Origin of the sequence: Maricaulis sp. (assembly GCF_048268525.1) — a bacterium.
Lineage (GTDB): Bacteria > Pseudomonadota > Alphaproteobacteria > Caulobacterales > Maricaulaceae > Maricaulis.
Window position 1 is genome coordinate 1 of the sequence record NZ_JBLWVH010000019.1, and the last position, 23,974, is coordinate 23,974.

At 63.8% G+C, this 23,974-nt stretch carries 22 protein-coding genes; 16 read left to right on the top strand and 6 right to left on the bottom strand.

What is annotated here, in order from left to right; translation table 11 throughout:
* The 3 genes from ACN0X9_RS10645 to ACN0X9_RS10655 form a co-directional block, all read left to right on the top strand.
* Positions 1 to 1,492: hypothetical protein (locus tag ACN0X9_RS10645; protein ID WP_417487577.1), on the top strand; the 1,492-nt coding region annotated here is incomplete at its 5' end.
* 95 nt (positions 1,493 to 1,587) lie between these two features.
* The gene (locus ACN0X9_RS10650) at positions 1,588 to 1,935 is read left to right on the top strand and encodes a zinc ribbon domain-containing protein YjdM (RefSeq protein ID WP_417487578.1); all 348 of its coding nucleotides are present in this window, start codon (positions 1,588 to 1,590) and stop codon (positions 1,933 to 1,935) included.
* A 111-nt stretch (positions 1,936 to 2,046) separates the two neighbouring features.
* A complete protein-coding gene (locus tag ACN0X9_RS10655) occupies positions 2,047 to 4,779 on the top strand; it encodes a M16 family metallopeptidase (RefSeq protein ID WP_417487579.1) in 2,733 nt (910 codons plus the stop codon).
* 119 nt (positions 4,780 to 4,898) lie between these two features.
* Here the strand turns inward: ACN0X9_RS10655 and ACN0X9_RS10660 are convergent, their stop codons facing one another.
* Both ACN0X9_RS10660 and ACN0X9_RS10665 read right to left on the bottom strand, forming a co-directional pair.
* Positions 4,899 to 5,258, bottom strand: coding sequence for a hypothetical protein (locus ACN0X9_RS10660; protein WP_417487580.1), 360 nt, complete (start codon positions 5,256 to 5,258; stop codon positions 4,899 to 4,901).
* 90 nt (positions 5,259 to 5,348) lie between these two features.
* Positions 5,349 to 6,128 (bottom strand): SDR family oxidoreductase, encoded by a 780-nt coding sequence (locus ACN0X9_RS10665; RefSeq protein WP_417487581.1) that lies wholly within the window; start codon positions 6,126 to 6,128, stop codon positions 5,349 to 5,351.
* A gap of 729 nt (positions 6,129 to 6,857) precedes the next feature.
* Between ACN0X9_RS10665 and ACN0X9_RS10670 the strand changes: the two genes are divergently transcribed.
* Positions 6,858 to 7,307: a hypothetical protein gene (locus ACN0X9_RS10670; RefSeq protein ID WP_417487582.1), complete on the top strand. Its 450-nt coding sequence runs from the start codon at positions 6,858 to 6,860 to the stop codon at positions 7,305 to 7,307.
* Positions 7,308 to 7,493: 186 nt separating this feature from the next.
* Here ACN0X9_RS10670 and typA read toward each other — a convergent pair whose 3' ends face one another.
* The 3 genes from typA to ACN0X9_RS10685 all read right to left on the bottom strand — a co-directional run bounded on the left by typA (position 7,494) and on the right by ACN0X9_RS10685 (position 11,352).
* Positions 7,494 to 9,320, bottom strand: coding sequence for a translational GTPase TypA (gene typA / locus ACN0X9_RS10675; RefSeq protein WP_417487583.1), 1,827 nt, complete (start codon positions 9,318 to 9,320; stop codon positions 7,494 to 7,496).
* A gap of 111 nt (positions 9,321 to 9,431) precedes the next feature.
* Positions 9,432 to 10,688, bottom strand: a complete 1,257-nt coding sequence (locus tag ACN0X9_RS10680; RefSeq protein ID WP_417487584.1) for a cache domain-containing protein — start codon at positions 10,686 to 10,688, stop codon at positions 9,432 to 9,434.
* A gap of 76 nt (positions 10,689 to 10,764) precedes the next feature.
* Positions 10,765 to 11,352, bottom strand: coding sequence for a MarR family winged helix-turn-helix transcriptional regulator (locus ACN0X9_RS10685; RefSeq protein ID WP_417487585.1), 588 nt, complete (start codon positions 11,350 to 11,352; stop codon positions 10,765 to 10,767).
* A gap of 140 nt (positions 11,353 to 11,492) precedes the next feature.
* On the opposite strand from ACN0X9_RS10685, the gene hppD reads away from it, so the two are divergent.
* The 12 genes from hppD (at position 11,493) to ACN0X9_RS10745 (ending at position 22,722) form a co-directional block, all read left to right on the top strand.
* Entirely contained in the window at positions 11,493 to 12,572 is a 1,080-nt protein-coding gene (gene hppD, locus ACN0X9_RS10690) for a 4-hydroxyphenylpyruvate dioxygenase (protein ID WP_417487586.1), read from the top strand.
* A 9-nt stretch (positions 12,573 to 12,581) separates the two neighbouring features.
* Positions 12,582 to 13,115 carry a VOC family protein gene (locus tag ACN0X9_RS10695; RefSeq protein WP_011642275.1) on the top strand — a complete coding sequence of 178 codons (534 nt, stop codon included), beginning with the start codon at positions 12,582 to 12,584 and terminating at the stop codon, positions 13,113 to 13,115.
* A 162-nt stretch (positions 13,116 to 13,277) separates the two neighbouring features.
* Entirely contained in the window at positions 13,278 to 15,113 is a 1,836-nt protein-coding gene (locus ACN0X9_RS10700; RefSeq protein ID WP_417487587.1) for a tetratricopeptide repeat protein, read from the top strand.
* Positions 15,106 to 15,588: a response regulator transcription factor gene (locus ACN0X9_RS10705; RefSeq protein WP_417487588.1), complete on the top strand. Its 483-nt coding sequence runs from the start codon at positions 15,106 to 15,108 to the stop codon at positions 15,586 to 15,588. Before ACN0X9_RS10700 ends, ACN0X9_RS10705 begins: the two co-directional genes overlap by 8 nt.
* A 103-nt stretch (positions 15,589 to 15,691) precedes the next feature.
* Positions 15,692 to 16,222, top strand: a complete 531-nt coding sequence (locus tag ACN0X9_RS10710; protein ID WP_417487589.1) for a DUF4199 domain-containing protein — start codon at positions 15,692 to 15,694, stop codon at positions 16,220 to 16,222.
* 201 nt (positions 16,223 to 16,423) lie between these two features.
* Positions 16,424 to 18,250, top strand: a complete 1,827-nt coding sequence (locus ACN0X9_RS10715; protein ID WP_417487590.1) for a hypothetical protein — start codon at positions 16,424 to 16,426, stop codon at positions 18,248 to 18,250.
* A gap of 4 nt (positions 18,251 to 18,254) precedes the next feature.
* On the top strand, positions 18,255 to 19,247 hold the full coding sequence (locus ACN0X9_RS10720; protein WP_417487591.1) for a PhoH family protein: 993 nt from the start codon (positions 18,255 to 18,257) through the stop codon (positions 19,245 to 19,247).
* Positions 19,248 to 19,333: 86 nt separating this feature from the next.
* Positions 19,334 to 19,765 (top strand): hypothetical protein, encoded by a 432-nt coding sequence (locus tag ACN0X9_RS10725; RefSeq protein WP_417487592.1) that lies wholly within the window; start codon positions 19,334 to 19,336, stop codon positions 19,763 to 19,765.
* Positions 19,762 to 20,499, top strand: a complete 738-nt coding sequence (locus tag ACN0X9_RS10730; protein ID WP_417487593.1) for a hypothetical protein — start codon at positions 19,762 to 19,764, stop codon at positions 20,497 to 20,499. The genes ACN0X9_RS10725 and ACN0X9_RS10730 overlap by 4 nt, the downstream gene beginning before the upstream one ends.
* Positions 20,496 to 21,224, top strand: coding sequence for a hypothetical protein (locus ACN0X9_RS10735; RefSeq protein WP_417487594.1), 729 nt, complete (start codon positions 20,496 to 20,498; stop codon positions 21,222 to 21,224). The genes ACN0X9_RS10730 and ACN0X9_RS10735 overlap by 4 nt, the downstream gene beginning before the upstream one ends.
* Complete coding sequence (locus ACN0X9_RS10740; protein WP_417487595.1) at positions 21,221 to 21,973, top strand: hypothetical protein; 753 nt, start codon at positions 21,221 to 21,223, stop codon at positions 21,971 to 21,973. The genes ACN0X9_RS10735 and ACN0X9_RS10740 overlap by 4 nt, the downstream gene beginning before the upstream one ends.
* Positions 21,970 to 22,722, top strand: coding sequence for a hypothetical protein (locus tag ACN0X9_RS10745; protein ID WP_417487596.1), 753 nt, complete (start codon positions 21,970 to 21,972; stop codon positions 22,720 to 22,722). The genes ACN0X9_RS10740 and ACN0X9_RS10745 overlap by 4 nt, the downstream gene beginning before the upstream one ends.
* A gap of 10 nt (positions 22,723 to 22,732) precedes the next feature.
* On the opposite strand, the gene ACN0X9_RS10750 is transcribed toward ACN0X9_RS10745, so the two are convergent.
* On the bottom strand, positions 22,733 to 23,422 hold the full coding sequence (locus tag ACN0X9_RS10750; protein ID WP_417487597.1) for an SOS response-associated peptidase: 690 nt from the start codon (positions 23,420 to 23,422) through the stop codon (positions 22,733 to 22,735).
* Positions 23,423 to 23,974 lie beyond the last annotated feature (552 nt).

Sequence of the window (23,974 nt, forward strand, 5' to 3'; positions counted from 1 at the left end):
CGCCGGCCGCGCCGACCCGCCCACTGGCGCCCGGCGCCGGGGTTTTCGGCCCGCGACGCTGGTCGGTTCGCTCGGTGCTGTCGCCACCGCCCTGGCGGATGGCTCGGAAGGCGCGACCACCGCGCTGGGCCTGGTGGCCGGCACTTCGACGACCCTTTCCCCGATCGTGGCGCCGCCAGCCCGGGTGCCGATCTATCTGGACGGCCAGCGCGCCGCCAATTGCCTGTTTCGTGCGTCGTCGCAGAGCCTGGACCGGGCGACCGCGCTGGCCGGTGAACCCTTCACGCGTTTCGAAACCCAGGTCGCGGCGCTCCAGGAGCGACTGGCAACGGCCCCCGCCCACGCCGACGCCAGCCGCCCGCTGGTCGAGCGGTTCGAGGAAATCCGCAGTTCGATCAATGATCTTGTGGCATTGCGGGATGCTGTTCGCCGGGCCCGCAGCGCAACCCGGCTGGCCGGCGATCATCTGATGTCCAGCCTGGTCGATGTCGACCTAGCGGTACAATTGCGCCTGCACCGCGTCGATGTTTCGCTGGAAAGCTCCATCCAGGCTGCCAACCAGTCCGTCCTGACCCTCGCCGGTCAGATGAGCCAACGCCCCGACCTCTTCACGCTGCCGGATCCGGACTACGAAGAGAGGGGCAGCGCTTCCAACCCGCTTGACGGACCGTTGGCACGCTGGAATGCCGCCACCCGTACCGCGCTCGAGCCTGTCACCGAATTGGCCGGGACCGTTACAGCCCTGCTCGACTCGATGCAGATCGACACGGCAGCAAGTGACACCTCGCGCTGTGTCGACATGGCTGCCGGCCTGACCAGCGATGTCATTGTCCTGCGCCGTCCTCCGGTCAATATCGACCTTGGCGACAGCACAACCCATCGCCTGACACTCGATGTCGATGGCGGCAATGCCCCCTACACCGCGCAGTGGATCGGGTCGGCGCCGGATGGGCTGACCCTTTCGATCGGCGATTCCGGCGCCGGTGAGTTTCTGGTCGTCGCCAATCCCGGGGAGGCCAAGACCGGGCGCTACCAACTCCTGCTGCGAGACGAGGACCTGCGCCCGCTTCTGGTCACCCTCCGCGTGGTCGGTACCGCTCCGGCCGCAACGCCGGAGACACCCGAGACGGCACCCGAAACACCGGAAGCCACGGCCGAAACACCAGCGGCCACGGCGCTTGTGGAAGATGGGGAGGCGCATGCCGTGTGCCAGGTGAAAGCCGGGCTGACCGCGCCTTATCAGGGGGTCGCAGCGCTGCAGGCGGGCATCTGCCACCACCTCACCACCCTCTCCGATTTCGACAAGGAGGCGGGCTTTGTCTTCATGATCGACGACACCCCTGGTTCTGCCACTGACGATGCGGCCAGAGAGTTGCTCGAGGACCTCACCGTGCCGCTCGAAGAAGACGCCAGTCGTGACAGGCTCTACGGGATCGTGTGCCGGGAGCTGGACCTGGACAGTTGCGCCCCTGCAATTCCGGCCCCGGACTAGCGGCAAAAGTCAGGGATCGCACTGGACGGGACCGGCCCGGGGGCGTCAATTGACCAGCCCACGCCCCTGCCCGGCCGACACGAATGATTCCCCCCATGAGCGAACTGCCCGCCTGCCCGAAATGCGCCTGCCAATGGACTTATGAGGACGGCGCCTTGCTGGTCTGTCCGGAATGCGCGCATGAATGGTCCCCGGACACAGCCGCTTCTGCCGGCGATGGCGAAGCCGGCAAGGTCTGGCGCGACGCCAATGGCGCAGAGCTCGCGGACGGCGACACGGTGACGGTGATCAAGGACCTCAAGATCAAGGGCACCAGCCAGGTCGTGAAAGTCGGCACCAAGGTCAAGAATATCCGCCTCGTCGATGGCGACCATGACATCGACTGCCGTATCGACGGCGTCGGCCAGATGGGCCTGAAGACCGAGTTCGTGAAAAAGGCCTGATCCGGCCGGGACCCGCCTGCCACAGACCGAAGATTACCGGAAATTTAGTTCACCTGCGTCGGCAACGAACTATGTCTGTTCCATCAATCAACGCTGAGGTGGGAGAGACTCATGCACCGCTTACTCGCGGCGACCTTCGCGGCGGCCCTGTCCTTTACAGGTCTGACCAGCGCCCAGGTCCCGAACGTCGATATTCCGTTTGAACAATTCGAGCTGGAAAACGGGCTGACCGTCGTGGTCCACGAGGACCGCAAGGCACCGATCGTGGCCGTCTCGATCTGGTATGGCGTCGGCTCCGGCGCCGAGCCGGAAGGCCGCACCGGCTTTGCCCACCTGTTCGAACACCTGATGTTCAACGGGTCGGAAAATTATAATGACGAGTATTTCGGTCCGTTCGAACAGGTCGGTGCGACCGGCATGAACGGCACCACCTGGTTTGACCGCACCAATTATTTCCAGACCGTGCCGACACCGGCGCTGGAAATGGCGCTGTGGATGGAATCGGACCGGATGACCCACATGCTCGGCGCGATTGACCAGGACCGTCTCGATGAACAACGCGGCGTGGTCCAGAACGAAAAGCGCCAGGGCGACAACCAGCCTTACGGCATGGTCGAGTATTCGCAGCTGCGCGCCCTGTTCCCGGAAGGCCATCCCTACGCCCACTCGACCATCGGTTCGATGGACGATCTGGACGCCGCCTCGCTGGACGATGTGCGTGAGTGGTTCCTGCAGTATTACGGCGCCACCAATGCCGTCCTCGTTCTGGCCGGTGACATCAATGCCGAAGAAGCCCGTCCGCTGGTCGAGCGCTATTTCGGTGACGCCCCGGTCGGCCCGCCGCTGAACCGCATCAATGAGTGGATCCCGGAACGCCGCTACGACACCACCGAAGTGCTCTATGATGACGTGCCGCAATCGCGCATCTACCGCACCTGGGTCGTGCCGGGCCGGATCACCGCCGAGCGCAATGACCTGCAACTCTTCGCCACCGTCCTTGGCGGCGGTCGCACCTCGCGCCTGTACCAGGACTTCGTCTTTGGTCGCCAGGTTGCCACCAGCGCCTTCGCCTATGTCGAAGCCCACCAGCTGGCCAGCCAGTTCCATATCGAAGTGACGCTCAACCCGGGCGAGGACGTGGAAGCGGCCTCGGCCCGGATCGACGAGATCGTCGCCGAACTGCTCGCCGAAGGCCCGACCGAGGACGAGCTGGCCGCCGCCCGCACCCGCATCAATGCCGGTGTCGTGCGCGGTCTCGGGCAAATCGGTGGCTTTGGCGGCAAGGCCGTCACCCTCGCCGAAGGCGCGCTCTATGCCGGTGATCCCGGCTTCTGGCGCACCCAGCTGGAGCGTCTCAACAATGCCGACGCCGACCAGGTCACGGCAACGGCCAATGAATGGCTGACCACCGGCTCGCACGAAATCACCGTGCTGCCGTTTGGCCAGTATGCCAGCGTTGAAACCGATGCCGACCGCTCGGCCCTGCCGGTCGTGGATTCGACCCCGGAACTGGTCTGGCCGTCGGTTGAAACCGCACAGCTCTCCAACGGTGTCGACATTGTCTTCGTGCGCCGTGACGCCGTCCCGGTGGTCGAGATGCAGATGGTCTTTGATGCCGGCTACGCAGCCGACAGTGTCGAAGGCGGTCAGCTCGGTCTCGCCAGCTTCACCATGAACATGCTGGATGAAGGTGCCGGCCGGATGGATGCCACTGACATTGCCGCACGGGCCGAAAGCCTGGGCGCCAATCTCAACACGGGTGCTGGCCTGGACACCTCCTCGGTGACCCTGTCGGCCCTCACTTCGAACCTGCGTCCGTCGGTCGAGCTGATGGCCACGGTCATCACCGATCCCAGCTTCCGGGATGAGGACATCGACCGTGTCCGCGCCCAGACGCTGAACGGCATCCAGCAGGAGATGGCCAATCCGATCGCCATCGCCCTGCGCATGCTGCCGCCGGAAATGTTCGGCGAGGGCCACGCCTATTCGGTGCCCTTCACCGGATCGGGCACGCCGGAAGCTGTCACCGGCTTCAGCCGTGCCGACCTGCTGGCCCACCAGCAAGCCTGGTTGCGTCCGGACAATGCCACCCTGTTCATCGTCGGCGATACGACGCTGGACGAGGTGACGCCGATCCTCGAGCGGGCCTTCCGTGGCTGGCGCGCACCCGACGCGCCGCTGCCGACCAAGAACCTGACCGAGGCCAGCAATGCCGACGAGGCCCGGGTGATCATCATCGATCGTCCGAACTCGCCGCAATCGCTGATCCTGGCCGGCCTGATCGGCCCGTCCGGTTCGGTCGACAATCCGGAAGTCTACTCGGCCATGAATGACGCCATCGGCGGCTCCTTCACGGCTCGGGTCAACATGAACCTGCGTGAGGACAAGGGTTGGTCCTACGGTGCCCGGACCCTGCTCTGGGGTGCCCGCGGCCAGCGGCCCTGGCTGGTCTATGCACCGGTCCAGACCGACCGCACCTCGGACTCGCTCGCCGAACTCCTGCGCGAGTTTGACGAGTTCACCTCGACCAACCCGGCCACCGCCGAGGAGCTACAGCGCTCGGTCAACAACTCGACCCGCTCCCTGCCGGGCCAGTTCGAGACCTCGGCTGCGGTTCGCAACTCGCTGGCCAACAGCGCCAATCTGGGTCGCGACTGGAACTATCCGGCCACGATCACCGAGCGCTACCACGCGCTCGATCTGGAAACGGTCCGCGCCGCAGCCCAGGAAGTCGTGCACCCGGAACAGCTGGTCTGGCTGATCATCGGCGACGCCGCCGAGATTGAAGCCGGCATCCGTGAGCTCGATATGGGTGAAGTGGAAGTGCGCCGCCTGGAGCAATAAGCTCCGACAGGCAGCGACACAGCGCTGAAACAAAAGCGGGCGCCGGAGGAAACTCCGGCGCCCGTTCTTTTTGCCTGGCATCCATCTGCCTTGGCGCGACTGCGCCAGGCATCGGAGCCTCAGCCGCGGATAACATGCCGGGTCAGCCGCCCGGCGTGGACCTGAGTGCGGAACCGAGCTTCATGCAGTGTCGTGCCATAGGCCAGACCGGCATCGACATCCCAGCATCCGGCCGAAACCGTGAACCGGTAGGACCGGCCCGGCGGAATGGTCACGCCATTGGGCAAACGGTTGAGTCCATAGCTCATTGCCGAGCAGTCCGAGATCAGGACGGCCGTCAGCGTATGCCGCGAGCCATTGGCGATCTCGATTGCCCCTGTCGGTTCACCGGGCCGGACAAGCGGCCCGCCTGTCACTGCACTGCAGGCCGCAACCAGCCCCACACATGCCATCAACGCCCATATTCGCAAAATACGCATCGCCCTCTCCCCTTTCTCGATACGGTGGCAAATATCAACCAATCAGCGAGACGAGGTAAAGACCCTAGTTGGAAAAGGGCGAACGGTTTTCTAGAACGCCCCGCGTGCCTGGGCCACGCCGCCATCGACCACCACGGTCGAGCCGACCACATAGTCCCCCGCCCGCGAGGCCAGGAAGATCGCCGCACCGGCCATGTCCGACGGTTCACCGACCCGGCCGGAGGGAACGCCTTGTGACACCATGTCGGCATGATCGCGGGCGACCTTGTTCATGCTGGACGCGAAGGCCCCCGGCGCGATCGCTGTGACATTGATATTCTCCTTGGCCATTTCCAGGCCCAGGCGCTTGGTCAGATGGATGATTCCCGACTTGGAGGCGGCATAGGAGTAAGTCTCCATCATGTTGACCGACAACCCGTCGATCGAGGCGATATTGATCACCTTGGCCGGCTGTTGCGGCGAAGCGGCTGCCTTGAGAGCGCCGTGCAGGGCCTGGATCAGGAAGAAAGGCGTCTTGACATTGAGGTCCATGACCTTGTCCCAGCCGCTCTCGGGAAACTCGTCCAGCGGCGCACCCCAGGCTGCGCCGGCATTGTTGACCAGAATGTCGAGCTTGCTCTCATGTGTCAGGAATTTGGCCGCCAGCGCCTTGGCCCCGTCGGCTCCCGAAGCGTCCCCCGGCAGGGCGATACAGGTGCCGAATTCCGACAGACGCTCGGCCGTGGCCAGGCATTCCGGCGCCTTGCGCGCGGTGATGTAGACCTTGGCCCCGGCCCGCACATAGCCCTCGGCAATCATCTCGCCAATGCCGCGCGAGCCACCGGTGATCAGGGCCACACGGCCCTCAAGGGAAAACAGATTATCAAACATGGTACGGACCTCCCGCTTGGGTTTGTGTTTTGTTACAGGATGCGTAGCGGGCGGGAGCGGCGCTGTCGAGGGTTGGGTACGGAATGAACGGCATTCACCGGTGAAGGGAGTCTCATCGCTGGCCGGAGGGGCCGGTCGGTCCCGGCTTTGCGCACCGCTTTCGTGGGGCTGCGGCCAGGAAAAACATCCCTGAACTCAGACCTTATCCCCGCTGCGCGCCCCTTTCCTTCTCCCTTGGGAGAAGGTGGCCGGAGGCCGGATGAGGGGGATTCCTGTCGCACTCACCGGGATTTACCCCTCACCCTGACCCTCTCCCGAGGGAGAGGGAAAGGGCGCTCTATCAAAAAAATCGGCCAAACTTATCCCCACCCCTTATGCGCCGACACATAATGCCTTCGGTTTTCGGGATGGGAGGCACGGGCCCTGTCACTTGTGCCCGGAAACTTGCGGAGCCTGTCCGCGTGTCGGGGATGACATCCCGATACTCCGGCAGGGCGTGCGATCAGGTCCAGGGGCACTAAACGACCGACCCTCAGTACCTGGCGCATTGGAATCGGGGGCGAGAGCGTCCGGGAAATCTCCGTGAGCGGGATGCTTGTCGAAGCCTACCGTTATTAAAACAGCGCTTTATCGGCTCCGGCCGACATCCCGCTCCCTCCCATCTCTCCGGCGCGAAAGCGTGCGGACCCCTCACCCTGTTTGAAACCCTGCCAGAAATTGGAGACTGCCATGTCCCGCACCCGTTCGATCGATCCGCAAACGCCGATCACCCCGAAAAACCCCGATCTCACCACCACGCAAGGCGCGCTGATCGGCGATTGCGTGCATTATGAATGCCTGGCCCTGAAGGCCATCCACGACGCCATGAACCAGCAACTCGACAAGGGCGACAGCAAGGCCGCCATCGCCACGGCCGAAATTCTGCTGGACCGGCTCAAGGCCAGCTGGCTGGGCAAAGCGGTGGATGAGATGAACGCGTATTTCCGCGCCGATGATGACAGTGTCCGCCTCGACATGGTGCAGACCCTGCGCGACATCGCCCGCATGCTCGACGGCGAGTTCGGCGAAGGCATGGAGCCCAACGCCTTGGCCCGCGATCCCGACGAATATCACAAGCTGCTCAAGCAGGCGAAGAAACAGGCCGAGTCCGGCAAGCGGAAGCTTTATGTGGGGACGTGAGGGAGGAGCTCGGGAGTCGGCCGTGCGCCAAATTTGTCATCCCTGCCACCCGCCTATGCGGGCGCAGGTTCCCGCCCCGCGTAGGCGGGGCGAAAGTCAGGGACCCATGTGGCAACAAAGAGTTAGGTCCCGTCCTGCGTCCGGCCTCCGCCGGACATCCGACGGGGATGACAAGGTGTTTGATGCCTACTCCTTGGCGCGCGACGCTTTCTTGCGCTCGTGCTCTTTCAGGAAGGTCTTGCGGATGCGGATGGTCTGGGGGGTCACTTCGACGAGTTCGTCGTCATTGATGAATTCCAGCGCGTATTCCAGGGTCAGCTTGATCGGGGTGGTCAGGACGATGTTCTCGTCCGTGCCCGAGGCCCGCATGTTTGTCAGCTTCTTGCCCTTGGTCGGATTGACGATCATGTCGTCATCGCGGGAATTGACGCCGATGATCATGCCTTCATAGACCTCGACAGCGTGTCCGACGAAGAGCTTGCCGCGCTCCTGCAGGTTGAACAGGGCAAAGCCCAGCACCTTGCCGTCGATCATCGAGACCATGGCGCCGTGGTGACGCTGGCCGATCTCGCCGCCGGTCTTCGGGGCATAGTGATCGAAGGTGTGGAACATCAGGCCGGTGCCTGAGGTCAGGGTCAGGAATTCGGAGCGGAAACCGATCAGGCCGCGGGTCGGGATGACATAGTCGATGCGGACCCGGCCATGCCCGTCCGGCACCATGTTCTTCATCTCGGCCTTGCGCTGGCCGAGCTTTTCCATGACGCCGCCCTGATGGTCTTCCTCAAGGTCGACGGTCAGGCTCTCATAGGGCTCGCACTGTTCGCCATCGATCTCCTTGATGACCACGCGCGGACGGCCGACGGCCAGCTCGAAGCCTTCGCGGCGCATGGTCTCGATCAGGATGGAGAGGTGAAGCTCGCCGCGTCCGGAGACGGTGAACTTGTCCGGATTGTCCTGCTGCTCGACCTTCAGCGCCACATTGTGGATCAGCTCGCGCTCGAGGCGTTCTTTCAAATTGCGCGAGGTCACGAACTTGCCTTCGCGGCCGGCAAACGGGCTGTCATTGACCTGGAAGGTCATCGACAGGGTCGGCTCGTCGACGGACAGCAGCGGCAGCGCCTCGACATTGTCGGGGTCACACAGCGTGTCGGAGATTTTCAGATTGTCGATGCCGGTGAAGGTGATGATATCGCCGGCCTGGGCGCTTTCCAGCTCGACCCGCTCGAGGCCGTGAAAGCCGAAGATCTGCTGGACCTTGCCCTTGACCTGACGGCCATCGGCCTTGGCCACGGTGACAGGCTGGTTGCGGGCCAGGCGTCCACGGGCGACGCGGCCAATGCCGATCACGCCGGTGAAGGAGGAATAATCCAGCGCCGAGACCTGCAGCTGCAGCGGGCCGTCGAGATCGACGTCAGGGCGCGGCGTGTGGGCGGTGATCATCTCGAACAGCGGATTCATGTCGGTGCCGATCACGCCGGCCTCATTGGCGGCCCAGCCCTGAAGGGCAGAGGCGTAGACGACCGGGAAGTCGAGCTGTTCCTCATTGGCGCCGAGACGGTCAAACAGGTCGAAGGTCTGGTCGACCACCCAGTCGGGGCGGGCGGAAGGACGGTCGGCCTTGTTGATCACCACGATCGGCTTGAGGCCGCGGGCCAGCGCCTTCTTGGTCACAAACGAGGTCTGCGGCATCGGGCCGTCGACCGCATCAACGAGAAGGAGAACACCATCGACCATCGACAGGACGCGCTCGACCTCGCCGCCGAAATCGGCGTGGCCGGGGGTGTCGACGATGTTGATGTTCCAGTCATTCCAGGTGACGGCGGTGTTCTTGGCCAGGATGGTGATCCCGCGCTCTTTTTCCAGATCGTTGGAATCCATCATCCGCTCGGACACATTGGCCCGCTCGCCCAGCGTTCCGGACTGTTGCAGCAGCTGGTCGACCAGCGTGGTCTTGCCGTGGTCAACGTGCGCCACGATGGCGATATTGCGCAGCTTGTCGAGGGACGCGCTCATGATGTCATTCCTGTCGTGAAAAGGCGCGCCCTCATACGCTGCGAGGGCGTGGCTGGCCAGTGCTTATTCCGTGCGATGGCCGTGAAAGTCGAAGATGGCCGCCCGGCCCGGTCAGGAACCGGTTGGCGGTTCCGGGTCTTGCGGGGGCGGTTGCCGGGTCGGGCCGGTCGGCCCGTAGGTCGAGACCGGGACGTAGTGGCGGGCCGATGGCTTCGGCGTCGATGGCTCGAAGAGGTTCCGCATCAGGTCGGTACGCCGCAGCAGACCGCGTATTCCCGTGATCACCAGCGAGATCACAAAGATGAAATATCCCAGGCGCCAGCCCCAGCGATTGGCCGTTTCCTTGACCCCGGCCAGATGGCTGACCGAGACGAAATACCATTCCGGGCCGGCAATCCGGCTGAACGCAACCAGGAACTCGCTCCGGGGCGTTCCGACCACGCCGCGTGGTCGCGGATCGTCGCGCAGCAGGGCCATGATCTCAACCGGGTCGATACCGATCGCGCGAGCCTGCTGCAGGGTCTGGCCGCGGGCGATCACAGCGCCGTCGCGGTCGAATACAAGATTGACACCGCCCGCCGGCGGCGCCTCGAGCGACGACGCCAGATGCTCGGTCATGTCGATCGAGGTGCCGAATGCCCCCATCAGTTCGCCATCGACCCGGATCGGTTTGCGACACGCCGTGGCCGAACGCTCACCTCCATCCGAGTAGACGAAACGGGACAGGCGGGTGCACTGCATCGCGCTTTCGGGATTTGTGTCCTGGCTGAACAGACGCGGATCCTCATCGGCCTGAAGGTTGAAATCAGCCGGCGCCTCATATCGGTAGAATGCGAGCCGGTCCTCGCGGTCGGGCGCAAAAATCACGACGCGGCGGTCAGGCGTGAAATAGTAGAGGCTGGAGAACTCGCCCAGATGGGCTTCGCCGAATGCCCGGACCACATGGAAGCCGGCCATGTAGCGTCGCTGCTCCTCGGGGGTCATGGACATCCCGTCGCCCAGGAAGGCGCCGATCCCGAACACATAGTCGGCTCCGGGCAGGACACGGCCGTCGAAGAGATCGGGGTGCGACCGCCGGGTGCCGTCACCGAAATCGGGGAACAGGGCGTTGAATTCGTCGAGGATGTCGTCCGCCTCGATCAGGCTGTGACGACGCAGGAAAGCGGCTTCGGCGGCCTCGGCCAGGACACGGGCTTCGTCAAACAGCGTCTGCTCGCGGTCCGCCCTCACCCGGATATAGGATTGCAGCATCTCGGCCCGTGCCGCCGACAGCGAGGTCATCAGGACGTTATGCGCAGCCAGCCCCGAGATCGCGGCGAAGGTCGCCGACAGGAGGACATGAACGAGAATGATGACTGCCAGACGCACGTCAGGGACCTTTTTCTTCCACCGCCCCCTATACACCGTCAAAAACTAATATCCGGTGATATTTGATGAACGGCCATCAGCCCTGCCGTTCCGCCTCGGGCAGCGAATTGGCCAGACGTCGCACAAGCGAACAGAAAGCCGCCTGCTCACCTGAATCCATCATCCGGTTTCCCGACAGCGGCACGGCCTCCACCGACTGGCGCAGGCGTGCATACACGCCCTTGCCCTTTCCGGTCAGGTACAGATGGCTGACACGGCCATCCGCCTGGGACGCCCGCCGCACGACCAGACCGGCCTCCAGCAGCGCCTTGGTTGCGCGGGACACGATGCCCTTGTCCATCGGCGTCACGGTAACGACCTCGACCGCTGTCCGTCCGGGCGCTTCGGCAATCGCCGCCAGCACCCGCCATTGCGACAGGTTCAGGCCTGCCTCGCGCTTGACGATGGCCGAGGTCAGACGGGCGACCCGATCGGCGAGGACGGTGACCTGGTAGGGCCAGTATTCATTGAGCCGGATAACATCCGGCACTCCGTCACCCGCCGGATCGAGGGTCGGCCCGGCGGCCGCTTCAGCCACAGACATCGGATCCCCGGCCGGGAAATTGTCCGGCAAGGAGCCTTCGGCCTCGGGTTGACGTCGGGATTGGGTTTCGGTCGTGCTCATGCGGCCTTAATAGTTGCAATCACAACTTGACGCAATAGCAACAAACGAGCTAGTCAACGCCCCAATCGACAACGGCACGCCGCCGCTGCGACGCCGGATGCGTCACGCTGGCGTACCCCCACCCTTGCTGGAGACACGACATGGCCGACCTGTTTGAAAACCCGATGGGACTTTGCGGTTTCGAGTTTGTTGAGTTCACCGCGCCGGAACGGGGCGTGATCGAGCCGGTGTTCCAGGCGATGGGCTTTTCCCACATTGCCAATCACCGCTCCAAGGATGTTGAGCTGTGGCGCCAGGGCGGGATCAACTTCCTGATCAATTACGAGCCCGACACCCAAGCCTCCTTCTTCGCCAAGGAACATGGCCCGTCGGCCTGCGGCATGGGTTTCCGCGTCAAGGACGCGGCACTGGCCTACGACGAATGCCTCGAGCGCGGCGCCGAACCGGTCATGACCGAGCCGGGCATTTCCGAACTCGTCATCCCGGCGGTCAAGGGTATTGGTGGCGCATCGGTCTACCTGATCGACCGCTTCGAGGACGGCAAGTCGATCTATGACATCGATTTCGTCTATCTCGACGGCGTCGACATCCACCCCGAAGGCTGTGGCTTCAACGTGATCGATCACCTGACCCACAATGTCTACAAGGGCCGGATGGACTATTGGGCCAAGTATTACGAGGACCTCTTCAATTTCCGCGAGATCCGCTATTTCGACATCAAGGGCGAATATACCGGCCTGGTCTCGCGCGCCATGACGGCGCCGGACGGCCTGATCCGCATCCCGCTGAACGAAGAGAAATCCGAAGCGGTCGGCCAGATCGAGGAATATCTGCGCGAGTACAAGGGTGAAGGCATCCAGCACATCGCCTTCTCCTGCGACAATCTGATTGAATGCTGGGACCGCCTGAAAAAGGCCGGAACCGAATTCATGACCGCACCGCCGGCCACCTATTACGACATGCTGGAAGACCGCCTGCCGGGCCATGGCGAGCCAACCGAAGAGTTCAAAAAGCGCGGCATCCTGCTCGACGGCACCACCGAAGGCGGCCAGCCGCGTCTGCTGCTGCAGATATTCTCGGGCAAGGCGATCGGTCCGATCTTCTTCGAATTCATCCAGCGCAAGGAAGATGAGGGCTTCGGCGAGGGCAATTTCAAGGCCCTGTTCGAGTCGATCGAGCGCGACCAGATCGAACGCGGCGTCATCAACGCAGCCGAGTAGGAGGACATCATGTCCGTCAACATCAAGCGCATCCACCACGTCGCCTATCGCTGCAAGGACGCGAAAGAGACGGTCGAGTTCTACCAGCGTGTCATGGGCATGGATTTCAAGCTCGCCATTGCCGAGAATGAAGTCCCCTCGACCAAGGCGCCCGACCCCTACATGCACGTCTTCCTCGACGCCGGCATGGGCAATGTCCTGGCCTTTTTCGAACTGCCCAACTCGCCGGAAATGGGCCGCGACGGCAATACACCGGAATGGGTCCAGCACATCGCTTTCGAAGTCGAGGACATGGACGCACTTTTGGCCTCCAAGGCCCATATCGAGGCGCAAGGCCTGGATGTGCTCGGCCCGGTCAATCACGGCATCTTCAAGTCGATCTACTTCTTCGACCCGAATGGCCACCGTCTGGAACTCGCCGCCAACACCGGCACCGACGAGCAGATGGCTGAACTGAAACGCGTCGCCCCGGCGATGATCGAGGAATGGAGCCAAACCAAGCGCGCGCCCAAGCACGCAGCCTGGCTCCACGAGCAGGACTAGCATCCCCCAAACCCGCTGGACCTGTCATGACCTCTCGCCCCGTCTGCCCGGACGGGGCGTTTTCTTTGCCCGATGCCCCGGCTCGACCGGGTCCCGCGTCAGCTTGCCTATTCTGCCAATATGGTCAGGATGCGACGCAAGCGCCGGGGGAAATCGGAACAGATGTTGGGATTGATTGCCGAATTGCGCCGCCGCAGCGTGTTTCGCGTCGCCGCCGCCTATCTGGTGGTCGCCTGGCTGATCATGCAGGTCGTCGCCACCATCGGCACCGCCGCCGGCCTGCCCGACTGGGCCGACAGTCTGGCGCTGGTCATTCTTGTCGCCGGTTTTCCGGTCGTGGCCTTCATCGCCTGGGCGTTCGAGCTGACGCCCGACGGCATGAAGAAGACCGGGGCCGTTGACGACCCGGGCGGGTTCAAGCCGCTCGGTCCCGGTGATTATGTGCTGATCGCCGCAGTCCTGGTCGTCCTGGGCATTGGTGGCGCGCAACTGCTCACCGCTCCTGGCGGGGCGGCGAATAATGCCGGGCCGGAGATGGCGATCGCCGCACCCCTGCCGGACACGCCAGAAGTCTCCGATTCCTCGATCGCGGTCCTGCCTTTCGCCGATCTCTCCCCGGACGGCGACCAGCAATATTTCTCCGACGGGATTGCCGAGGAAATCCTCAATGTCCTGGTGCGCATTGACGGGCTGGATGTCGCCTCGCGCACCTCGGCCTTCCAGTATCGCGGCGAGACCTATTCCATCCCGCAAATTGCTGAAGGTCTGGGGGTCCGCCATGTCCTGGAAGGATCCGTCCGCCGCGATGGCGAGACGGTGCGCATAACCGCCCAGCTGATCGATGCGCCTGACGACCGGCATTTGTGGTCGCAGACCTATGACCGTCCGCTCACCGCCGGCGCGATCTTCGCAGTACAGGATGAAATCGCGACGGCCATCGTTGCGGCGCTGCGCGAATTCCTGGATGAGACCGCCCCTGCGCCGGTCGTCACGGTTGCGGCTGTTACCGATGATGTCGACGCCTATTCCCTCTATCTGGAGGCGCGGGCCCTCTATCTGGGCCGACGCGAGCTCGACCGGGCCATGGAATTGCTGGACCAGGCGATTGCCCGGGATCCGGACTTTGCTCAGGCCCATGCCGTTCGCGCCGCGGCAACGCTCTTGCTCGACGAGTTCATGGAAACCGACCACACTTGGGAGGCCCTGAACGATGAAGCAGGCCGGTTCGCGCGAAACGCGCTCGCCATCGACCCGAACAACGCGACCGCCCTCGCCGTGCTCGCCAATTCCCAGGCGATGGAATCCCGGCGCTTGGGGTCACGGGCGGATTACGCTGGCATCATCGCCCAGTATGACCGCGCGCTCGAAATCGACCCTCATGACGGATCGGCGCGCAATTGGCGTGGGTTGGTCTATATGGACATCGGCTATCTGGACCGGGCGCTGGCCGATTTTCAGACCTGCCAGTTGCACGAACCCCGTTATTCGCCGTGCGTCGAAAACGGCTATGAGACGCTTTATGCAATGGGACGAACCGATGAGGCGTTCGCGGCATTCAGGCAGACCCTGTCAGCCGGTCTCGCCACAGGCGAATGGCTGAATTTCGGAATGCTGGCCCGCTTCGGGGAAGAGATCACCTTCACCAATGGCCTCAACATGTCGTCCGTCCTGCCGCGCTATTCGCGCGCCGGCGAAATCTACCAAGCCTACCTCAATCTGGACGAAGACCATTCCGCACTGGGTGCCGACGCCTGGCGCCATGCCGCCAGCATTGGCAATGAGGCGACCCTGAGCGTCGAACAATTACTGCTGCCTCTCGATCCGACAGGCAGCGATGCCATTCCCTTCATCTATTGGTACCCGGAATTGCGCGCGTGGCGACAGTCCGACACCTTCCGGAACAGAATTCGCCAGTCGGGCCTTCTCGACTTCTGGCGCGCGCACGGCTTCCCGCCGCAATGCCGGCCGGTCGGCACCGACGACTTCGCCTGTGACTGAGCCGAACCGCATACGCGGCGTCTGGCGCCCCATCCTCCTCTATGCCGTCGCGCTGGCACTCGCTGTCTTCGTGCTGGAATGGCTGCAATATCGTTTCTGGACCCGGGCCATCGGCATCGAGCTGCTGGTTGGTCTGGTTGGTCTGGGCTGCGTCGGCTTGGGTGTCTGGGTCGGGATGCGGCTCACGCGCCAGGCGCCGCCCGCGCCCTTCGTGCGCAATGAGGCGGCGCTGAAGTCCCTTGCCATCACGCCGCGCGAGCTGGACGTGCTGGAGGCGCTCGTCAGCGGTGATGGCAACAAGGAACTCGCCCGCACGCTCGGCGTCTCGCCCAACACGGTGAAGACCCATATCGCCCGCCTGTTCGACAAGCTCGACGTCACCAGCCGCATCCAGGCGATCGAGACTGCCCGCGACCTGCGCCTGATCCCGGCGGCGGGCGATGCCACCGCCCCCCAGACCCGGTCAAACGGGTGATTTCGTCACAATCACCCATCGGGGTGACGACGCGCGGCGCGGGACCGGCAGGCTGGACCGGTCCATCAAACACGGAGGCGCCCGACCGGGCGATATCGACATCATGACCCGCATCATTCTCGTTTTCGGCTGCATCGCCGGCAGCCTTGTCGCCCTGTTCCTGATCCTCGGCATGACATTGCTGGCCGGGTCTGACGGCGTTGGCTCGGAAGCCATCGGCTATCTGGGCATGTTGCTGTCGCTGTCCATCATCTTCATCGCCATCAAGCGCCATCGCGACATCAATCTGGGCGGCGTGATCCGCTTCTGGCCGGCCCTGGCCCTGGGCCTCGGCGTTGCCGCCCTGGCCGGTGTTTTCTACGTCGTCGCCTGGGAGATCTATTTCAACGCCACCGACCGCGCCTTCATGGAGGCTTATCTCAACGGCCAGCTCGCCGCCCGCGAAGCCGCCGGCGCAACCGCTGCGGAACTGGCTGCCGTCCGCGACGAGATGACCGCCATGATGGAGCTGTACGGCAATTGGTGGTTCCGCCTGCCGATGACCTTCATCGAGATCTTCCCGATCGGCGTGCTGGTCAGCCTGATCTCCGCGGCCCTGTTGCGCAACCGCAAACTCCTGCCGCACCGCGCCTGACCCGGCCTCTCGCGAGCGCAAACCGGGCGTCCGTCAGCCCTGACGGGCGCCCGCCCTGCAATCCGGGACGGCAAGTATCGTGGTCCCGCTTTTGTAATCAGGGGTTTTGGTGCAGTGTGCGGCTCAATCCAGGGGGGATTGCGCCATCATGATCAACAGCTTGCCCAGTGCATTGGATATCGCGAAAGCGATGGGCGACGCATGAACCAATTCCTCACAGAACTTCGCCGTCGCAATGTCTTCCGCGTCGCCGCTGCCTATCTGGTGGTCGGTTGGTTGTTGATGCAGGTGACCACCCTGATCGAAACGCCGCTGGGTCTGCCCGGCTGGACCGATACGCTGGTCATCGTCCTTCTGGGCCTGGGCTTCCCCGTCGCCGTGCTGCTCGCCTGGGCCTTCGAGATGACACCCGAGGGCATGAGGCCGACCGCCGCCGTGCCGGAGGGCGAAAGTATTGCGCCGCAGACCGGTCGGCGGATTGATTTCGCCATAATGGGCGGGCTGGCACTGGTCGCCGCGCTGGTCATCGGATCGCAATTCATGCCGTCCCGACAGGCCCCGACAGCCGCCACAACGGCGACCGTGCCGCTCGACGCCCGCTCGGTCGCGGTCATCCCCTTTGCCGCCTGGTCGACGTCCGAGGAAGACCGCTTCTTCGCCGACGGGCTGACCGAGGAAATCCTCAATTCTCTGGCCGCACTGCCCGACCTGCTGGTGACGTCGCGCACGTCGGCCTTCCAGTTCCGCGGCGATAACCTGCCCTCGATCGGCGAGATCGCGGCCCAACTTGGTGTCGCCCATGTCGTCGAAGGATCCGTCCGGCGCTCGGGCAACCAGGTACGCGTGACCGTACAACTGATCCGCGCCTCGGATGATGCCCATCTATGGTCGGGCACCTATGACCGCGTGCTGGACGATGTGTTCGGCATCCAGGAAGACATCGCCGAGAATATCGCCGCCCTGATGGGCGTGGCGCTGGACGACCGCTTGCGCGAGCGGTTGCGGCAGTCCGGCAGTCGCAATGTCGAGGCCTTCATCGCCTATCAGCGCGGCTATGAAATCATGGCCCGACATCACTTTACAGACTCCTCCCGCATGATCGAGGCGGAACCCTATTTCGAGCAGGCCACCGAGCTCGACCCGACCCTGTCCCAGGCCTATCTGCTCCAAGCTGACTACTACGCCCACACGATGGTCGACCTGTTGGTCGACCCCGGCATCTTCCAAGAAGCGGAGTATGCCGAGCTCGCTGCCGAGGCTGAACGCCTGATCGCGGCAGCGAACGCCAATGCCGACGATCCGGATCGTTTGTTGCTGGCTCGCGGCGAGCAGATTTTCTTCTCCGACGACTGGACAGACGCGGCGGCGGTCACCGACCAGATTTTCGATCAGGAACGCTGCCTGGACAGCAACTGGGCAACCAATCTGGCCTTTCTGGCCAGCCGGTTCGACGACTTTATCGACAATGACCTCCGGCTTCTGAGGTGCGATCCGCTGGCTCACCAGACCCGGCTGCTGACAGCGACCATCATGATGCACGCCGGACGCGCGGAGGAAGCCGTGGCGCATGTCGAGCTGCTGGAAGCCAACAATTATGTGGACCCCTTCCTTCGACCCAACCTGAATCTGGCTCTCGGTCGCCGCACCAGCGAGGCTGATCTTGCTGCCTGGCGTGAAGACGATCCGGTCAACGCCCGCCTCTTCGAGATTTCCCAGGCGTCCTATTTCGGTGACCGCGAAACCGCCAACCGGCTCGCCGCGGAAACCTTGGCCAATCCCGATCTGCCGCTTCGCACCCGCCTCATAGTCAATGCGCTGATCGGCAACCGGGAGGGCGCCAACGCCGCGGCGGCACTGATCGACGCCCGGCCCACCCGCGGTCTGCCGCTGATGATGGCCGTCGTGAGCTGCAAGTGCGGGGCCCCGTTCGATATCGAAGCCACGCCGAATTTTCAGGCCCAGATGGAGGCGGCCGGCTTCCCCTGGCCACCGCTCTACGGTCTCGAATTCGCGCTGAAGGATGGGTGAGACAATGACAACCAGACCGACCGCCGACCCTGACCAGCCCTTCCACGCCTCGCTGGACCTGTCCAACGCCTTCGCCGCGCAGATCCGGACCGGTGGCGCCGATGTGCTGGCCCGGCTCGTGCCCGAGCTGGCGCCCTATCATGCAACCCTGCGCCTGACCGGCACCCGGCTGGAGCTGACGGGTGATGAAGCGGCGGTCCTGATGCTGCAGGAATTCGTCCAGACGGCCGCCGAAGCCAGTCAGGACGGCGCCTCGCCGGACCATATCTGGGCAGCCGACGCCATTGCAGCCAGCCTGCGGCAAGCCCTGGAACGCGGACTGGCCTTCCGTGTGCCCGGTCTGCGCAATGCCGTGCGCCCCAAGACCGTCATGCAGCACGCCTTCATGAGTGCTCTTTTGGCCAAGGCGCCGCCGGTCATCATCGGCGCCGGCCCGACCGGGACCGGCAAGACCCATCTGGCGCTCGCCGCCGGCCTGAACCTGCTGGAGGACGGCAAGTACCGTCATCTCGTCATCGCCCGCCCGCATGTCTTCGAGCGCGGTGAGGTGGTCACGGCGCAGACACGGACTGATACCGCTTATGATGGCCAGTTCGCCGCCATCGAGGACGAGCTGACCGACCTGGTCGGCCCGGAAGAGCTGCAACGGCTGAAAGAGGCCCGCCGTCTCGAAATCCTGCCTGTCGGGCGGATGCGCGGCCGGACTTTCCAGAATGCCTATGTCATTGTCGATGAAGCGCAGAACATGAATATTCAAAGGACCCGGATGGCGGTCACCCGCCTCGGTCAGAATTCGCGCATCGTGCTGACCGGTGATCCGAGCCATGTCGAGCTGAAGGATGAAGGCCCGTCCGGTCTCGCCCACCTGATCGACCTGGTCGAAGGGTCCGATATTGCCCGCGTCTTCCATTTCAGCGCTGCCCAGATCGTTCGCGATCCGGTCGTCGCAACGCTGGAAGCGCTCTACGCGCAAGACAATACCTCCGGCCCGGCCTGAGCGGGACGCAATCGGTCCGGTTTCCCCTTTAGCCAATCCGAAAATCAGGCTTGGATACCGCTCAACCGGCTGGGGAGGCGGTGACAATGTCTGATTTCGAACTGGCGCTGCTGTTCTCGGAATATCTCAACACCGCCAATTTCATCTTTTCCAATTTCATGGCGCTGGTCTTCGCCATGCTGACGGCGTCCTTCTTCCTCGCCCACCGAATGGAGCGCTGGGTCGCGGCCCTTTTTCTCCTGCTCTACACGATCGGAGCGGTGATGACGGGATCCGGCGTCCTCTTTGCCTTTTCCGACTTTGCTGCCCTGGGCGTGCATATCCACCAAACCGCCAGCCAGTCCGCCGACCTCGCCTGGCTTGGCCCGGCCGGGCCGGGCGGTGCGGGCATGGGGAATATGCCGGTCATGATCTCCGCCCTTCTGGTCGTCACCTATATCGGCTCGCTCGGCTTTTTCTTCGTCGTCCGCGCCAAGCGCATTCATCGACCGGAGCCGGATGGTGAGGCCGACACATGATCCTCGCCCGTATCACCAAGGCCCTGCGTGACCAGAACTGGCTCGCCGTCGCGCTGGAATTCATCATCGTCATCGCCGGTGTGGTGGTCGGTTTCCAGGTCTCGGCCTGGAATGAGGCGCGTCAGGAACGGGGGCTGGAACAGGCTTATCTGGAACGGCTCTTCAGTGAGTTCGAGGTTATCAGCGACGAGCTGGACGATGCCAACGGCGATCTTGATGATGCGCGCGAGCAGGCGGAACGCTTTCTGGCCGCCTTCGATGCCGGCGACCGCGAAACGATGGCGCGCGATACGTTCGCGCTTCTGGCCATCACGCGTGTTTCGGAAGTCCAGATCCAGTCGGCGGCGCTGCACGAGCTGATCTCCAGCGGCCGGCTCGGCCTCATCCGCAATGAGGCTCTGCGCGCAGAACTCGCCAACCTGCCGCTGGTCGAGGCCGATGCCCACGGCGTCATCGACCAGATCAAGGACCAGCAGGTCGGTATCGTTGCCACACTGCGTCCCCATCTTCGCGTCACGATGGATGGTCTGGGCGTGGACTCGGTCAACCTGGCTGACAGTTTCACCCCGGACGATATCGAGCTGGCCAACAATCTGGCCTTTGCAATCTATCTGAACCGCTCGGCCGCCCTATTTCTGCGCGTGCTGAAGAACGAGGTCGACCAGCTTCGCACCTCACTGGCGGAAGAATTGGGCCAGCCCTCGCCCGTGCCCGCCCCGGAGGCGACGCCTTGATCCTCTCCTCCATCACCCAGGCGCTGCGGACCCAGAACTGGTTCGCCGTCATCGTCGAGTTCATCATCGTTCTGGCCGGCGTGGTGATCGGCTTCCAGATTTCCGCCTGGAACGAGACCCGGATCGAACATCAGCGCGAAGCCCTGATCCTGGAGCGCCTGCACACCGACTTCACCGAGATCGAAACGCGCACCGCCACCGTCATCGAACAGCTGGATGCCCGGATCGAGGCCGCCCAAGCCTTCGAGGCCTTACTGCGCCGGGACCAGAGCGAGGTCAGCGATCTTGAATTCTTCGCCGACTTGCAAAACGCCATCGGCACGCCGGTCCCCAATGGCCGCTCGGCGACCTATGCCGAACTGGTCGCCTCCGGCGAGATGCGCCTGATCCGGTCTGAAGCCCTGCGTGAAGCCCTGGTCGAGTTTGACGAGCAGGTGCGTCGCCAGGAGCTGGCCTATGCCTCGCTGGCGCGGCTGATCACCGACAATGCCGGCATCCTGCTGGACGTGCAGACCTACACCTCCGATGACCCCGACAGCTTGCCGCCGCACCTCTATGCGGCGCTCGCGGAAATCCGCCAATCGGCCGAAGTCTATACCGCCGCCCGCCTCACCACCCGCGCGAATTTCGTCAATCGCGTCTGGCATGAGGGCACGCTGGAACGGGCGCAGGCCGTGCTGGCGGCGATGGAAACCGACGAAGCCCCGGAGGCAAACGCGCCATGATCCTCTCCCGCATCGCCCGCGCCCTGAAGGACCAGAACTGGCTCGCCGTGGGTATCGAATTCGTGATTGTCATCATGGGCGTTGTCATCGGCTTCCAGGTCACGGTCTGGAATTCGGACCGCGCCGAGCAGGACGTGATCACGCGGCAATTGCATGAGGTTCGCGATGATATCCGGGCCGACATCACGGCCATTGAACTGACCCGGGATGCCAGCCTCTGGCGTCTCGCCGCGGCGGAATACCTGCTAACCGAGGCCAATGACGGGGCCGGATTGCGATCGATGTCGACGGCGCCTGGCGGCGCGATTGACGCGACGCTCCTGCCCATCGTGACCGAGGTCGACCTGCCGATGCTTCTGGCGCGGGTCAATCTGATCCGCGGCGTCACCGGGCGACGTACGGGATATCAAAGCCTGGTCAATGGCGGCAGCCTGCGCCTGATCGGGGCCGGCGAGCTGCGCTCTTCCATCCAGCGCTATTATGCCGGTTATGACGATTTCCAGAGGAATCTGGACACCTTCCGGGACATTCGCAGCGCGGCCCTGCCAGTACTGTTCGAGCACGGGTTTTCGTTATTCTCCGACCATGACGTCGACACCGTGCTCGACGCCGCCCGCAACGATCCTGCCATCCTCGCCTATCTGCGAACCAGTCGGGAAACCGGGCAGTTCCAGACCTCCAGCATTCTGGCCCGGGAGGACGAGGCCCGCGCCCTGCTTGCCCTTATCAATGCGGAGCTGGGCGAATGATCCTGGCCCGTATCACCCGCGCCCTGAAAGACCAGAACTGGCTGGCCGTCGGCATCGAATTCGTGATCGTGGTGGCCGGTGTGCTGCTGGCCTTCCAGATCAGCCAGTTCGCGCAGACCCGGTCCGAGCGGGTGCGGGCGCTGGATACGCTGGCGCGGGCGGAAACCGAAATCCGCGGCCTCATCGAGGCGCGGGACCGGTCTTATATCGAGCACCATATCCAGGCCCTGAATGCCGCGCAGCCGATCATCATCGCCCCGATCGGCACCGGAAGCCTGAGCCCGGAGCAATGCCGGGCGATCGCGAATTCCGGCTCCATCGCCAGCATGCCCGATGCAAGCCCGACGACCGAGGCCTTCGTCGGGTCCGGCGCCCTTGCGGCCATCGACAATGAAGCGCTGCGTCTGGCCGCGATGCAATTCGTCGCCAAGAAGGAAGCGGCGCGGGAATGGCTGCGCCTGAACCTCCATGATGTCGACGACCTCACCGAGCTGTTCCCGGACATGGTCTGGTTCCAACGCGTTGAAGCGCCGGGGACTAGCAGTGGCTGGCGGCTGCAGGCGGTTTGCGATCTCGACGCCATGCGCGCGTCTCGCCCCTTCCTGGCCCATTTTATGGGCAATATCAGGGTCACCCAGGGCCTGTCGGGTTTCGTCGGTCATTTCATCGACCAGGCCATTGCCGACCTGCATACCGCCATGAAGGACGAACTCGGTCTCACACATGACCAAGCGGAGACCATGCCATGATCCTGTCGCCCTAGATCAGTCCGACCCGCTGCGGGCCATCGCCCGGCTCGATCAGCCATTCCTCGTCGATGCGGACATTGCCGACCGCCTTGTTGGCCTCGCGGATGAGCATGGCGTCCGACGGAAGTCCCTTGAGCAGGCTTTCCACTTCCAGATTGTCGGTATCGGTCCAGGCTTCAAAGTCTTCAGGGCCCAGAATGACCGGCATGCGAGTGTGGATGGCGGCCATGGCCTCATTCGGCTGGGTGGTGAGAATGGTGAAGCTCTCGACCGTCTCGCCCTCGACCTGGGCCCGGTCCCACAGGCCGGCAAAGCCGAACCAGTCCTGATCCTTCACCGTGATGAAATGCGGCTGTTTGGCGCCCTTCGGCCCGGTCCATTCGTAAAAGCCGACCGCCGGGATGATGCAACGTCGCTTCTGGAACGGGACCCGGAAACTGGGCGCCGAGGCCGCCGTTTCCGACTTGGCGTTGAAGGTGGAGTATTTCATCTCCTTCAGCGGCTTTTGCCAGAAATAGGGCACCAGGCCCCAGCGCGCCATCACCGCCTCGGTACGGCCATCCTCACGCCGGATGATCGGCGCCCTCTGGGTCGGCGCGATATTCCAGCGCGGCTCCATATTGAGCGCGCCCTGCTGGAGCTTGAACGTCTCCTGCAGGATCCACCACTCAAGCTTTCCAAGGGCATAGCGTCCGCACATGGCGATCAGACTAGCGCGATTATCGGCCCGTGCGAAACCGCCCGGATTCGCCGCTTGACTCTTTTTCCTCAAATGAGAACATAAGAAGAACATCAAGTGAGAGCCAAACCTGATGACTGTGCCGTCACGTCCTGACCGGCGGCAGCAGCTTGCCGAGCTGCGCCGTCAGATACGGGCCCTGGATATGGGCGAAACAGACCCCGTCGCATCGCCCGTCAAGCCAGCGGAGATCGCCACCCCGTGCGATGCGGCGCGGATCGGTGCCGACCCGTTGCAGCTGGCGCCCGGCCTGCACGAGATCTGCCCGGCCGGCTATCTCGACACGCCGGCGGCGCTGGCTTTCCAGGCCGGGCTGATGGCGACCCATCTGCGCCGCCGCGAGCAGGAGCGACCGGTGTTGTGGGTCCGGCGCGCCATGGGGACGGGTCAGGATTTCGGCCGTCCTTACCCGCCGGCGCTGGCGCAATGGGGGCTCGATCCGGCCCGGCTCATCCTGGTCGAAACGGGCAGCGAGACCGACACGCTGTGGACGCTGGAAGAGGGTCTGAAGAC